The organism is Francisella salimarina (assembly GCF_007923265.1).
In the GTDB taxonomy this organism is placed as follows: Bacteria; Pseudomonadota; Gammaproteobacteria; order Francisellales; family Francisellaceae; genus Francisella; species Francisella salimarina.
Window position 1 is genome coordinate 405,840 of record NZ_VOJA01000003.1, and the last position, 14,068, is coordinate 419,907.

A 14,068-nucleotide genomic window follows, 5' to 3' on the forward strand; every position below is an offset into this window, starting at 1 on the left:
ATAGCAGAGAAAATGTCATATATTATTTTATGGTATCAAGTATATACTCTTTTAATTTTTTACCAACTATTTCATATCTCCAACCAACTAATAGCTTATTATTCGAGTAATTGGGATCGATACTAAGATTGTATGTTACTGAGCGAATATCTTTTCTTGATGCTATTAGTGAAGCATCGAATTTGAAGTTTCTTGTTTCAAGATCAAAAAAATTAGTTATTTTGTCATTTATCTCGGTGGATATTTTAGCTCCAGATTTTTGCTCTAAGTTTATATGCTCTAGATTCTGTTTAGAGTTTATAACTGTTATTATGCTTTTTTTGATCCAAGGCTTAAGTTTTTTTAGTTCTTCAGTATCAAATGAATTTAAAGACTTAGGATTTTTATGAGCTATTGCATAGAGAATTTTATTATCAAAAATAAATCTAACAGGAATATTTTTTTGTTGAGCGATAGATTCACGCCATTGAGCTACCAATATAGCGTTTTTTTGAGTTTTTTCATTAAATTTTTGGATATTACCAATTTTATTATGGATATTATCAACAGTGTTAAACTCTGTTTTTTGTATCTCTAATAGTTCTTCATGGAAGTATTGCTTATAATCAGTTTGATTAAGTTTTGATTCAAGATGGTATTTGATTTCTATAAGATGCTCAACATCTTTTAGAGCATAGTCAAACTGCTTTTGAGAAAGCGGTCTTTTACGCCAGTCTGAAAACTGTGATTCTTTCTCCACTTCAATATCAAGTATATCTTTGAGTAGAGCTTTGAGAGATATCTGCGATTGAGTACCTAAAAATGAAGCTGCAAGCTGAGTATCAAAAATATTATTAACCTCACAATCAAAAAATCTTTTTATAATTGGGATATCATTTGTTGCCGAGTGGATTATTTTTTGGATATTAGTATCCTCAAAAATATCTTTAAGTTTACTAAAATCAAGATCTTCTAGTGTGTCTATCAAGAAGATTTCATTTTCAGTAGCTATTTGTACAAGACAAAGCTCTGGGTAATATGTACGCATCCAGTAAAACTCTGTATCAACAGCTATTTCTTTTGCATTTTTGAGAGCTTTTACAACATCTTCTAATTTCTTATTTGTATCTATTATCATTTTTTTAATTTGTTGAGAGGTTTACGCCATGCAAGGGTGGCTATTTGTTTAGCATTTTGGGTGATTAAATCTCCGTGAGCGAGAATGATTTTATCAAAATCCCAATCTAGAATTTTCTGTAAAGAGTGAGCTGCAAGTTCTTTATCACTCCAACCGATTTGATATTCTGGAGCAGGTTTAGCTTTGTTCCACATTCTAAGAATTAGCCACCATATCTTTATACCCCAGCCTATATTGTTTGTATTACTACCTATATTTTCAATAACATCTACTAATATTAGAGTTTTGGTGTTTTTATGAAGAAAAGCAACTTCGTTCATAATTTTATTACCCAGAATGGGTTGCTGTAGTAATTCTTCCGAGATAGGCTCATCTGTAAGTATCTTATCATATTTTAGGCCAGGCTGTTTCTTATCCACACCTTGGCAGATATAAGTTTTAGCCTTAGGAAAAGCATCTTGTGCAGATTTGACATGTAAATGATGGAAGTTTCCAGGAGCTATTATACAGCTAACGTCACCAATCTTTAAAATCCTATTCTTTAAACTATTGTCAATCTTACATGGAGAGTGTATTAGTATGGAATCATCCTTTAGCTTTACTAGTGTTGTTCGGGAGCTAAATTTTATCCTTGAATACTTAACTGGATACTCAATAATCCATATTCTATCAGTTATAAAAGGGTATATTTCATACATTAGTTTGTATTTATTAATAAGTAGTAGATTAAACTAGGTATATGTTATCATTTTCATAGATTTATTGTTTAATAAAATTAGATGATTGCTGATAATTCTAAAGATTTTGATTTAAAAAGTTTCTTGGCTAACTTGACTACACACTCCGGTGTTTATCGTATGCTTGATAAGCACGGAGAGATAATCTATGTCGGTAAAGCAAAAAATCTCAAAAATCGGGTAAATAGTTATTTTTCTAAAGGTGCGAAAGATAGTAAAACTCTAATGATGGTAGAGCAAGTAGCTCGAATTGAGATAACTATTACTCCTAGTGACTATGAAGCATATTTGTTAGAAAACAATCTCATTAAGCAACATCGTCCTAAATATAATATTCTATTTAAAGATGATAAAAGTTATCCATATCTAGTAATTTCTCGTGATAAATTTCCTAGAGTATCTTTTTATCGTGGTAAATCAGCATATAAAAAAGGTCAATGTTTTGGACCTTATGTATCTATATCATCAGTTAAGAATACTCTAAATATCATCCAAAAAATCTTTCCAATCCGTCAGTGTGAAAACTCATACTATAAGTCTAGGGTTAGACCATGTTTGCAATATCAAATTAAACGCTGTCTAGCACCATGTGTAGGCTTGGTTTCTCAAGAGCAATATGATGAACAGTTAGCTATTTTGAAGAAGTTTTTAGCGGGGAAGTTTAGTAGTGTTTTAGAAGAAATTTTAGCTAAAATGTATCAAGCTTCTGAGGATATGGAGTATGAGAAAGCTCAAGTTTATCGCGACCAGTTAGTGATATTACGCAAGCTACAACAGCAGCAAATAGTTGATATTCAAGAAGATAAAACATTTGATGTAATTGGTATCTATATGCAAGATAGCTATGCAAGCATAGCATTATTACAAATTCAAAATGGTGATGTTGTCGCAGATAGACATTGGAGTATCGATGCCAAAGGCCAGGATAAAACTTCAATAATGCATGCATTCTTATCACATTTTTATTTAGGTGATGAAATTCGTAATATTTGGCCAAAAAATATAATCATATCAAAAGTTGAGTTTGCTGATATTACTGATCTTATGAATAGTATCTCTCAAAAAATCGGTCAAGCCATAAATTGGATAGTTGCACCAGCTGCTGACAATCTCAAATGGTTGAAATTAGCTGAGGTAAATGCACGACAAAAGTTAAACATCTACACAAGTTCAAAATCTCAGTATCAAAAACGCTTAGAATCACTCAAAGAATTTCTTGAGTTAGAAAAAAATATTAAGCGTATTGAGTGTTTTGATATTTCGCACTTTCAAGGTGAGGCAACCATAGCATCATGTGTTGTATATACAGATGAAGGTGAGGACCGCAAATCTCATCGCAGATACAATATCAAGGATATTAAAGCCGGAGATGATTATGCAGCAATTCATCAGGCAGTATCGCGTCGAGTTAGTTCAGGGTTAGAAGCTGATAATCTTCCTGATATTATGATAATAGATGGTGGTAAAGGGCAGATTCATCAAGCAGAAGCCGTTTTTAGAGAGTTTGGAATTCAAGATAAAGTCCAACTTGTAAGTTTAGGTAAAGGTGTTGAGCGTATAAGTGGTAAAGAAAAAATCTATAAAGGTTTTGATGATACCGAATATACACTAGATGAACACAATCCAGGGTTTTTATTATTACGACAAGTTAGGGACTCTGCTCATGATCATGCGATTAAAGGTCAGCGTAAAAAAGTAAGTGCAAATAGACAATCATCAATTATTGAAGAAATAGAAGGCGTTGGACCAAAGCGCCGTAAAGCTTTGATAATGTATTTTGGAGGCTGGCAAGAACTATCTAGAGCATCTGTTGATGAAATAGCAAAGGTTAAAGGAATTAGTAAAAAATTGGCTCAGGAAATATGGGAGTGCTTTCATTAAAAAAATACTAAACATCAGCAACATAATGGCGTAGAATATTCGCATTTTAAAAACTATCAAATTAAGAAAATGAATAAAAAAGGTTTGCTACTAATTATTTTAGGAATATTTTCAATACTCTTTTGTTACTACTTTGTCGATAGACAAATTGTTTGGTTTCTATATGCGCATAATTCTCGACAATACACGATTATGAAGTTTTTCTCAGATGATATTATTTCATTTATAAAAGTTTTGGTATTTGTATTTTATGTATACTATTTCATTAAGCTTATGCTCAAAAAAGTAGTAGATATTGATACAAAATTCTTGCTAGTAGCTAATGCAATTATAATTGGGCAATTTATCAAAGATATTTTAAAGGGTATTTTTGGTAGATATTGGACGGAAACTTTTAAAAATAATCCTTCTTTGATTAGAAATGATTTATATGGGTTCAATTGGTTTTCATTCGATAATATTAACAACTCTTTTCCATCTGGTCATGCTACATTTATATTTTCATTTAGTGTAAGTATGTGGATATTATTTCCAAAATATAGATGGCTTTGGGCATTGTTGGCATTTTTAGTCGTGGTTACACAATTGTTACAATACTTTCACTTTGCTAGTGATTTAATTGCTGGATCAATGCTAGGATCAATAACTGGGTATTATGCGGCCCAGTCTTATAGTCAGAAAACTAAACAGTCTTAAATAGAAATACAAATCTCACAAAACTATAGTTATAAAATATCGATATGTTAAAATTATTACAAATATTTAATATTTGATTTAATTAGACAAAATAACAATGGAAAACAAACAAGTTAAAGCAGTATCACTAATCTCTGGTGGTCTTGATTCGATGCTTGCAACAAAAATGATGCTAGAGCAGGGTATACATGTAGAAGGTATAAATTTTTTTACTGGTTTTTGTGTTGAGGGACATACTCATGCAATTCGTAAGCAAGATAAAGAAAAACAAAAACGTAACAATTCACTATGGGTTGCTGAGCAGTTAGGGATTAAGTTACATATTATTGATGTGATTGAAGAGTACAAAGATGTCTTACTAAACCCTAAATATGGCTATGGTGCGAATATGAATCCATGTCTAGATTGTAAGATTTTTATGGTGCGTAAAGCAAAAGAATGGGCAAAGGAAAATGGCTTCGATTTTATAATTACAGGTGAAGTAATAGGTCAAAGACCAATGTCACAGCGTAAAAGTACAATGCCAGTTGTTCAAAAACAATCGGGTGTAGATGATTTATTACTTAGGCCGCTAAGTGCTAAAAACTTGCCAGAAACAAAACCTGAAAGAGAAGGTTGGGTTGATAGATCTAAGCTAATGGGAATAACTGGTAGAGGTAGAAAAGATCAAATGAGAATGGCGCGTGAGTGGGGTATAGAAGATTATGCATCTCCTGCTGGAGGATGTTGTTTTCTTACTGATAAACAATACTCTGATAAACTAGTTGATTTATGGCAGGCGCGTAACTCAAAAGAGTATGAATTTGATGATATTATGCTTCTTAAAGTAGGCAGGCATATTCGTTATAAACCTGAGTATAAACTTATAGTCGGTCGCGAAGAAGGTGAGAATAATTATTTAAATGGCTATAAAAATCAATTTATACATGTTTACTGCTCATCCCATCAGGGTCCTTTAATTCTTATTGATGGCGACTTTGACAAGGCTGATGAAGATTTTACGGCACAAATTTTAGGCAGATTTACTCAGGGTAAAAATGCTGAAAGCGTAACAATGGTGTTTAACTATCTTGACGGTACCAGTAAGGAAGTTGTGGTCAAGCCGATGCCTGCTGATGAGATTAAAAAAGAGTGGTATATATAATGCAACAATTAAACTTAGAAAGACTTCTTTGTCCAATGCCAGTTATCAAAACACAAAATGCTTTGAAAGCCATGCAGTCAGGTGAACAACTAAAAGTAGTTTGTACAGATCCGGGGACTATGCATGATATTCCAGCATGGTGTAAAGTAAATGATTATATACTTGTCAAAGCAGAACAAGTAGCAGATAAATATGAATTTATAATAGAGGTGAAATAGTGGATCATTCGGTTTTAAATGTGTTGGTTTGTCCAGCTTGTAACTCAAGCTTGCATTATGACAAAGAAAATCAGCTTTTAATTTGTAAGGCTGACAAATTAGCCTATCCAATTCGTGAGAATATTCCAGTAATGTTAGTTGAAGAAGCCAAAAAACTAACGCTAGAAGAGGTAAAAAAATATGGCTAATATTCATGTTGTAATTCCTGCTAGACTTAAGTCAACACGTCTACCTGGCAAGATGCTTGCAGATATCGCTGGTAAGCCAATGATTCAAAGAGTATATGAACAGGTAGCTAAATCAAAATTTAAGAGCATAATCATAGCTACAGACTCAGAAGAAATAAAAGAAGTTGCAGAAAAATTTGGTGCAAAAGTAATCTTAACAAGAGACGATCATGAATCTGGTACAGATAGGATAGCTGAGGCAGTTACTAAGCTAGGTTTTGCTGATGAAGATATTGTTGTCAATGTACAGGGTGATGAACCTTTGATTCCAATTGAAAATATCGAGCAAGCAGCGCAATTATTAATCGAAAAGCCACAAGCAGTTGTCTCGACATTGTGTGAGAGAATTACTGAACCTGGAGACATATATAATCCAAATAATGTCAAAGTTGTTTTTGATAAAAATAATTATGCTTTATATTTCAGCAGAGCCTCAATCCCTTTTGAAAGAGGTTTTTCAGAGAATCATCAAGTTAGTATATCTGAGTTTTTTAGACATATTGGTATATATACTTATAGAGTTGGCTTTTTGAAGCACTATGCGGAACTTGAAATATCACCAATCGAAAAATATGAAGCTCTTGAGCAACTAAGAGTGTTATATAATGGTTATAAAATTGCTGTTGAGCAATCAGCTAAACCAACTCCTGCTGGTGTTGACACGCTTCAAGATTTAGAAAAAGTAAGGAAACTGTTTGATGTTTAAACTAGATTCTCGTTTAGAGGCAGATACATTTGAAATTTATGAACACTTAGACTGTAAAGTTTTGCTAATGAATAACTCAATAGTGCCTTGGTTTATAGTTGTACCGTTTACAGATAGAACAGAGTGGTATCAACTTGATGATTCACAGCAGTATAATATTAATAAGATTATTAATAAACTATCTAGCTTTGTAGTTAAAGAATATAATACAGACAAACTAAATGTAGCTACTATAGGTAATGTAGTTAAGCAAATGCATATTCATGTAGTAGGACGTTTTGAAAATGACCCTGTATGGCCAGCTCCAGTTTGGGGTAATATTCAGTCTAAAGCATATACTGAACAAGAAAAAAATAACTTATTAGAAAAAGTCAAAAATATATTCTAGTTAGATTAATCTTGATTAATCATCATATACTATTTATTTCAGTTAACATTTAAATTATTAATTAGCTATAATATTAAGTAAATAATTTTTTATTTTAAATGGCTTAAATTTCTATGAAATTAAACAAGATATTAATAACAGTTTCAATTTTATTTATCCCTATACAGTTTTGTTATAGTTTTGCCCTTACTACAGGTGGTCAAATCAAAGACATGGTCCAAAGCTATGCTGAAAAAAAATATAATAGACAATATAAAGTTGAGAGAACTTATGATCGAGGATTATCTGTAGTTTTAGGAGAGTATGTTGATACAGGCTGGTTATCTAGTAAAAAAGTAAATGAATGTACTGTGTTTGTGGCTAATCAACTTGATAATAATCTTGTGAATGCTAACCCTACTGTGCCTAGCATAGACGGGAAGTACAACGTGAATAGTGATAACTGTGGTGAGAATATACTAATGTCGAAAATCAAAAAGTATATAGAAAGTAACTTTATAAAAAATTACTATAGCTTAGATACTATAAGTCTTCATTTAAAAATAAGCTATAACTCATCAGAAAACTATCGTGATCTTGAAAGATTGTCTTATAAAAATAAACGTACTTATGAAATATTTAATCAAGACAATAATTGGCTATTAAGTGCAGAAGAATGGTTTGCTAAATATAAAGGCCAACTTAAAGTTAAAAGTATTGTTATAGATATTTATAACCAACCTAAAAATCCTATGAGTATGACAAAAGCAATAGAGTTTGGCTATAATCTTGATTCTTATTTACGTTATTTGACAGATAGTAATAATATACAAGGGCTTTATATTCACGTAACTTCTTTAAGTTCTCAAGAGCTGAAAGATAAAGGTGGTTCCAAAACTAAAGTTGAATTATCAAAAGAACATCCTAGAGGAGTTATTTATAATTACTATTTTGGTATAGCTAATGCAAAAAATGAGCCACTTACAAAATCAAATATATTTGAACATGCCTATCTTACAGATTCTAATAGTGAAACTGGTTACATACTTGTTAAAGATTCAAAATACTATCAGCCGATTGAGAAAATATTAGCTAAAAAATAAAAGCTATTGGTTAATAAGCTACTAAAGTTTATAGAAATGAATATATTAAGCCTGTTGTAACGATATTTACAGATGTATTGTTAAAATTTCTGACATAAATATAATTCACACCAACACTTAAGTTGTCGATAAATTTAACAGGTGTTCCTAAGCTAATAGGGAAAATTACAAATCCGGTTTGAGAGTTATCACTATTAAGATATGATTCAGGAGCATTATTCGCATTGTCTATATTGAGTATATTATTATGACTAAGGCCAGCTCCTACACCAGCACTTAAATTTAAGTAATTATTTATTTTATAATAGTATTTTAAGATGCCCATATAGTTATTATTGACTAATGTAGTAGAATACTGCTTAGATATGGCAGCAGCATAGCCAAATTCAGCACCAAAGGATTCTGTAAATCTATATCCAACAGTCGTAAATACTATACCACTGGGAGATCCAGCCGTAGCTTGCCCCCATCCTCCACTAACTCCTACAAATGGTGCGGGTTCGAAATCTTTACTATTGATATCATCAAAGTTATATACGTTGTAATAGCTTTTTTTATCAAGTATATCCTCATCATGGAGCGGTTCTGAAGCAAAAGAAAAGTGTGATGTGATCAAAGCTATAATAGTATAAAAAAATATCTGAATCTTATAATAAATTGTAGTCAATTTTGACTCTAATAATTTACCAAGAATAGTCATTCTAGAAATTCATAGAATATCAGTTATTTTTATCACATATTATATGTGTGCCTTTACAAGCTTTTGAAATATAAAAAGTTGGTTTTATATTAAACTTCTCAAAATAGTTTTTTTCTAAGTACTTTGTATAACTCTTCAAAAGTTTAGTTGGTAAAAGGTGTATAGTTGAGCCTCCAAAGCCACCGCCAGTCATTCTAGCTCCATAAACTCCAGTAAAACTTTGAGATAGCTCGACTAAGTAATCAAGTTCATTACAACTAACTTTATAATCATTTTTTAAAGAGTTATGAGATTGGTACATTAAATTACCTAAATCATTCCAATCTTTACTTATCATTGCATTAGTAGCATCTATTACTCTTTGATTTTCTGTGTAGACATGCAATGCGAGTTTATAGTCTTCGTTATTAAAATTAGCTTTAGTATGCTCTAATTTTTGTATATCTAGCTCACGCAGTGATTTTATATTATTAAATTTAGCTATATCTTCACAAACTTGACGACGTTTGTTATAGGCAGAGTCTGCTAGATTATGTTTGATATTTGTATCACAAATAAGCACCGATAGATTGTCAAGTTCAAAAGGTATGTTGTTACAATGATTATCATTACAATCAATCATTGTTGCAGCATTCTGCTCTGAAAATAAACAAGCCATCTGATCCATAATTCCACATTTTGTACCAATATATTCATGCTCGACTTTTTGAGCAATTTCTGCAAGCTCAAGTTTAGAGATGTTTAGTTTATAGATCTCATTATAAGCATAAGCTAATGCAGTATTTAAAGAAGCAGATGATGAAAGACCAGCTCCAAAAGGTAAATCACTAAAGATATAAATATCCGCACCTCTGATATCTTTATGGAAATCTAATTTAATTATATCTATAACGCCTTTTATATAGTTTTGCCATGTGTTTGATACTTCTTGGTTTATTTCATTGATATTAAAAGAAGTTGAGTCATCAAGATTTTCACTATAGACATTTACAACATTATCACTTCTTGTTGCTATAGATATAAAAGTGCCTTTGTTGATTGCAAATGGCATTACATAACCACTATTATAATCAGTATGTTCTCCAATTAAATTTACTCTGCCAGGCGAGAAAAAAACTTGGGGAGTTCTACCATAAAGTTTAACGAAACGATTGATTAGATTATCTTTGATACAGTCCATCATAATTATAGCTCTCTTAATACTTGTGCTGCTAGCTCTGGAGTAATATCTCTTTGCGATTCTCCAAGCATTTCAAAACCAACCATAAATTTCTTAACTGTTGCTGAACGCAATAATGGCGGATAGAAATGTGCATGAAGCTGCCAGTAATCAGATTCTGTAGCATTTATTGAACCGTGCCAGCCCATTGAATATGGGAATGAAGTATCAAATAGCTTATCGTATTTTACTAATAATGTTTTAAGAGCATTGGCAAGTGATCTTCTTTGCAAATTATTCAGATGATTAATATGAGCGCATTTGAATTTTGGTAGCAATAATGTTTCATAGGGCCATGTTGCCCAAAATGGTACAACGATTAACCAGTCATCATTTTGATAAACAATTCGGTCTTTTTCATTTATTTCTCTATTAGCATAGTCTAACAGCATATTAGACTTGTTTTTCTCAAAGTATTGTTGTTGCGATTTATACTCTTTTTGAGCCTCTGTTGGTAAGAAGTCACAAGCCCAAATTTGTCCATGCGGATGAGGATTTGAGCAACCCATAATTGAACCTTTATTTTCAAAAACTTGCACCCACTGATATTTTTTACTGAGTTCACTAACTTCGGCTGCCCATAAATCTACAACTTTAGTTATATCTTCTTCTTGCATTGATGCCATTGTCAGATTATGTTTAGCAGAAAAACAAACAACCTTAGCAATACCTGTAGCACCACTTAATTGAAATAAATCGTCATTTATTTCAAGTTTAGGGTCTATCTTTTCCTTAGAAAGTGCTGAGAAATCATTCTCAAATACAAAAGTTTCTTTGAAGTCAGGATTTACTTCTCCATTTGCTCGAGTATTAGTTGGACAAAGATAACATTTATCATCATACTCAGGAAGGGTGTTTTTTTGTGTTTCTTCTGATTGACCTTGCCAAGGTCTATTTAATCTGTGAGGAGATACTAATACCCATTCGTTAGTCAAAATGTTTTTACGACGATGGGAGAATTTTAGTTGTGAGACTGTAGTCGAAATCTTCATTTATAATTAAAAAAATGTTGTTTTGTATTTTGAGTATAGTATATCATGAGTAATTGTAGTGTTTAGTAAAAATTAATGTAGGAAGTTTGTATGCAGAGTGAGAAAAAAATAAATTTTGTAGTCATTCGTGTGGCTATAATAGCAGCACTTGCTGGGTTACTTTTTGGTATGGATATTGGGTATGTCAATGGTTCATTACATTTTATATCCCAGACATTTGACTTAAGTGTTGCTGAGAGTGGTCATGTATCTAGCGTATTGTTGCTAGGTGCTGCTTGTGGAGCGTTATGTAGTGGCTTTTTATCAAAGCACTATGGACGTAGAAAAGTTTTATTAATTGCAGCTGCTATATTTTCTATATTTACAATCGTGGGTATTTTAGCTCCAAATTATGAAGTGTTTATTTCATCAAGATTTGTTTTAGGTATAGCAGTAGGTATAGCTTCATTTATAGCTCCATTATATTTATCTGAAATCGCTCCAAAAGAGTTTAGGGGAGCGCTTATAGCTTTGTATCAGTTAATGATTACTATTGGCTTATTTTTGGTTTTCCTGACAAATTCCGCATTAGAAAGTACTGGTTCATGGAGAATAATGTTAGCTGTATTAGCAGTTCCATCTGTGATAATGTTTTTTGGGTGTTTGACGTTACCAAGAAGCCCAAGGTGGCTAGTATTAAAGGGCAATAATCAAGAAGCTGCGTTAGTCCTTAAAAAGATAAGATCAAGTGAAGCTGAAGCTCTAGAAGAGCATGAGGAAATTAGACAAACAACTCATACAGGAGTTAGTGTCTTTTCACTACTTAAGAAAAAGTTTTTTATAAAAGTAGTATTACTAGGTATTGCTTTACAGGCATTTCAACAGTTTACTGGTATGAATGCTTTTATGTATTATTCAACAGATATTTTCAAACTAGCAGGATTTACTAATCCTTCAACATCAACAATAGTAATTGGTTTACTGAATATGTTGACTACGTTCTTAGCTATTAAGTATGTTGATAAGTTTGGACGTAAACCTATTTTATACTTTGGATTAAGTTTACTTATTACATCATGTCTTGTAGTAGGATTTATATTTAAAGCTCACTTTGAATATGGCCAACCAATGGTTTTATCTCAAACACTACAATGGACTGCTCTAATTTTCTGTTTATTATTCATTTTTGGGTTTGCTATATCTATGGGTCCTGTAATTTGGATTTTATGTTCAGAGATTCAGCCTATCGAAGGTAGAGACTTCGGTGTTACAGCTTCAACTATGAGTAACTGGATTTGTAATGCTATTATTGGTAACTTTGCATTAACTTGGCTGACATTTCATCCAGATAGTACATTCTTTGGATTTGCTATATCTTGTATAATTTGCGTTTTATTTGTGAAGTTTTTTGTACCAGAGACAAAAGATGTATCTCTAGAGGAAATTGAAAATAATCTAAGAGCTGGCAAACGTCTAGCTAAAATTGGTAATTAATTTGTTAATTATTGAGTAACTAGTGAGGTTAAAGTATGGATGCTCATCAAGAATATAGAAAAATAGTTTATCTGATAGCGGCAATAGCGGCATTAGGCGGGTTGCTATTCGGTTTAGATCAGGGGTTTATTGGTAATGCTGGTGACACTCTCAATAAGCTTTATGGTTTAGACCCAAATGCTGCTGGTAGCTTCAATGCTATATTAGCAACAGGAGGTATTTTAGGTACTATTTGTAGTGGCTTTTTTACTAGATTCTTTGGTAGAAAAAATACATTAATGATTGCTGGATTTGCTTTCCTAGTAGGTGCTTTAATTTCATCTTTTTTGCCACCTATTAATATATTAACTTCATGTAGATTTTTACTCGGTTTTGGAGTTGGTTTGGCATCATTTGCTACTCCATTATACCTTGCTGAAACAGCACCGACTAAGATTAGAGGAGCAATTTCAACACTATTTCAGCTAATGATAACTTTTGGTATATTTTTGATTTCTCTGACCAATATTATTATTGTGATGTGGTTGGGGCATCAAGAAATTTCATTAACTATGATGTTTAGTGTTATTACGCTCTTCGCATTTTTAATGTTTGTTGGGTGTTTTTTCTTACCTAAAAGTCCAAGATGGTTATTATCAAAAGGTAGAGACAGTGAAGCTCATAAGGTTCTTTCAAGATTAAGGGCTGCTCATGAAATTGATAAAGAAATTGCTGAAACCAAAAAAGTTCTTAATACAGATCATGGTTCAGTTGTAGAGAGTTTAACCAAAAAATATTTCTGGAAAATATTAATCGTTGGTGTAATTATTCAAATGTTCCAACAATTGGTTGGTATTAATATGATGATTTATTATGCACCTCATTTTTTATCTGATGTTGGACTTAATGTATTAGTAGCAGCTCTTGCCGTGTATTTGGTTAACTTCTTATCTACATTCCCAGCTATAAGATGGGTCGAAAAATGGGGAAGAAAGAGGTTGTTAACAGTCGGTGCTATTGTGATGATGTCTTCATTGATAGTGTCTGCTATATGTTTTTACTTCATCAAGCATACTCAAGATCCAGCTGATTTTATCAAATATGTATTGCTTATATCTTGTTTGGTATATATTTTTGGTTTTGCTTGCTCATGGGGACCGGTTGCATGGACCCTTTGTTCTGAGATTTTCCCTATTAAAACTAGAGAGATAGGTATGACAGTTACAACAGTTGTTAACTGGACATTTGCAGGATTTGTGATTGCAAATTCAAATGTTATTATGACAAAAGTAGCATTTGGTGATGTTATCATATTCCTAGTTTATGCAGCATTTTGTTTAGCAGCTATATTTTTCTTAAAAATGTTTGTACCGGAAACTAAGGGCACTAGTTTGGAAAAAATTGAAAATAATCTTATTTCAGGTAAAAAACTTCGTGACTTAGGTCATTAGTCGCTTCTTAATAAAGTTGTATATTTCTACCAAATAATGTATCCTAAGCTTTGTAATT

15 protein-coding genes are annotated in these 14,068 nt (G+C 32.0%); 10 read left to right on the plus strand and 5 right to left on the minus strand.

Annotated elements, in window-relative coordinates:
- Nucleotides 1–22 precede the first annotated feature (22 nt).
- Both FQ699_RS04300 and FQ699_RS04305 read right to left on the minus strand, forming a co-directional pair.
- Entirely contained in the window at nucleotides 23–1,117 is a 1,095-nt protein-coding gene (locus FQ699_RS04300; protein WP_146421268.1) for a ribonuclease D, read from the minus strand.
- Nucleotides 1,114–1,815 carry a DUF4336 domain-containing protein gene (locus tag FQ699_RS04305; RefSeq protein WP_146421269.1) on the minus strand — a complete coding sequence of 234 codons (702 nt, stop codon included), beginning with the start codon at nucleotides 1,813–1,815 and terminating at the stop codon, nucleotides 1,114–1,116. The genes FQ699_RS04300 and FQ699_RS04305 overlap by 4 nt, the downstream gene beginning before the upstream one ends.
- An 81-nt stretch (nucleotides 1,816–1,896) precedes the next feature.
- Here FQ699_RS04305 and uvrC point away from each other — a divergent pair, with 81 nt between their 5' ends.
- The 8 genes from uvrC (at nucleotide 1,897) to FQ699_RS04345 (ending at nucleotide 8,196) form a co-directional block, all read left to right on the plus strand.
- Complete coding sequence (gene uvrC, locus FQ699_RS04310) at nucleotides 1,897–3,735, plus strand: excinuclease ABC subunit UvrC (protein WP_146421270.1); 1,839 nt, start codon at nucleotides 1,897–1,899, stop codon at nucleotides 3,733–3,735.
- Between the two features lie 69 nt (nucleotides 3,736–3,804).
- Entirely contained in the window at nucleotides 3,805–4,431 is a 627-nt protein-coding gene (locus tag FQ699_RS04315; protein ID WP_146421271.1) for a phosphatase PAP2 family protein, read from the plus strand.
- A 97-nt stretch (nucleotides 4,432–4,528) separates the two neighbouring features.
- On the plus strand, nucleotides 4,529–5,575 hold the full coding sequence (locus FQ699_RS04320) for a tRNA (5-methylaminomethyl-2-thiouridylate)-methyltransferase (protein ID WP_146421272.1): 1,047 nt from the start codon (nucleotides 4,529–4,531) through the stop codon (nucleotides 5,573–5,575).
- The gene (locus FQ699_RS04325) at nucleotides 5,575–5,793 is read left to right on the plus strand and encodes a sulfurtransferase TusA family protein (protein ID WP_042518577.1); all 219 of its coding nucleotides are present in this window, start codon (nucleotides 5,575–5,577) and stop codon (nucleotides 5,791–5,793) included. Before FQ699_RS04320 ends, FQ699_RS04325 begins: the two co-directional genes overlap by 1 nt.
- Nucleotides 5,793–5,981 (plus strand): Trm112 family protein, encoded by a 189-nt coding sequence (locus FQ699_RS04330; RefSeq protein ID WP_146421273.1) that lies wholly within the window; start codon nucleotides 5,793–5,795, stop codon nucleotides 5,979–5,981. The genes FQ699_RS04325 and FQ699_RS04330 overlap by 1 nt, the downstream gene beginning before the upstream one ends.
- Entirely contained in the window at nucleotides 5,974–6,726 is a 753-nt protein-coding gene (gene kdsB, locus FQ699_RS04335) for a 3-deoxy-manno-octulosonate cytidylyltransferase (protein ID WP_146421274.1), read from the plus strand. The genes FQ699_RS04330 and kdsB overlap by 8 nt, the downstream gene beginning before the upstream one ends.
- Nucleotides 6,719–7,114, plus strand: a complete 396-nt coding sequence (locus FQ699_RS04340; protein WP_013923251.1) for an HIT domain-containing protein — start codon at nucleotides 6,719–6,721, stop codon at nucleotides 7,112–7,114. Before kdsB ends, FQ699_RS04340 begins: the two co-directional genes overlap by 8 nt.
- A gap of 113 nt (nucleotides 7,115–7,227) precedes the next feature.
- On the plus strand, nucleotides 7,228–8,196 hold the full coding sequence (locus FQ699_RS04345) for a hypothetical protein (RefSeq protein WP_146421275.1): 969 nt from the start codon (nucleotides 7,228–7,230) through the stop codon (nucleotides 8,194–8,196).
- 28 nt (nucleotides 8,197–8,224) lie between these two features.
- On the opposite strand, the gene FQ699_RS04350 is transcribed toward FQ699_RS04345, so the two are convergent.
- Genes FQ699_RS04350 through FQ699_RS04360 form a run of 3 tightly spaced genes read right to left on the minus strand, consistent with a single transcriptional unit; the run spans nucleotide 8,225 to nucleotide 11,107 of the window.
- Nucleotides 8,225–8,896 carry an outer membrane beta-barrel protein gene (locus tag FQ699_RS04350; RefSeq protein ID WP_146421276.1) on the minus strand — a complete coding sequence of 224 codons (672 nt, stop codon included), beginning with the start codon at nucleotides 8,894–8,896 and terminating at the stop codon, nucleotides 8,225–8,227.
- 19 nt (nucleotides 8,897–8,915) lie between these two features.
- Nucleotides 8,916–10,079 (minus strand): galactokinase, encoded by a 1,164-nt coding sequence (gene galK, locus FQ699_RS04355; RefSeq protein WP_146421277.1) that lies wholly within the window; start codon nucleotides 10,077–10,079, stop codon nucleotides 8,916–8,918.
- A 2-nt stretch (nucleotides 10,080–10,081) separates the two neighbouring features.
- Nucleotides 10,082–11,107, minus strand: a complete 1,026-nt coding sequence (locus FQ699_RS04360; protein ID WP_146421278.1) for a UDP-glucose--hexose-1-phosphate uridylyltransferase — start codon at nucleotides 11,105–11,107, stop codon at nucleotides 10,082–10,084.
- A 90-nt stretch (nucleotides 11,108–11,197) separates the two neighbouring features.
- On the opposite strand from FQ699_RS04360, the gene FQ699_RS04365 reads away from it, so the two are divergent.
- Nucleotides 11,198–12,580, plus strand: coding sequence for a sugar porter family MFS transporter (locus FQ699_RS04365; protein ID WP_013923246.1), 1,383 nt, complete (start codon nucleotides 11,198–11,200; stop codon nucleotides 12,578–12,580).
- 35 nt (nucleotides 12,581–12,615) lie between these two features.
- A complete protein-coding gene (locus tag FQ699_RS04370) occupies nucleotides 12,616–14,010 on the plus strand; it encodes a sugar porter family MFS transporter (protein ID WP_146421279.1) in 1,395 nt (464 codons plus the stop codon).
- Nucleotides 14,011–14,068: the final 58 nt, after the last annotated feature.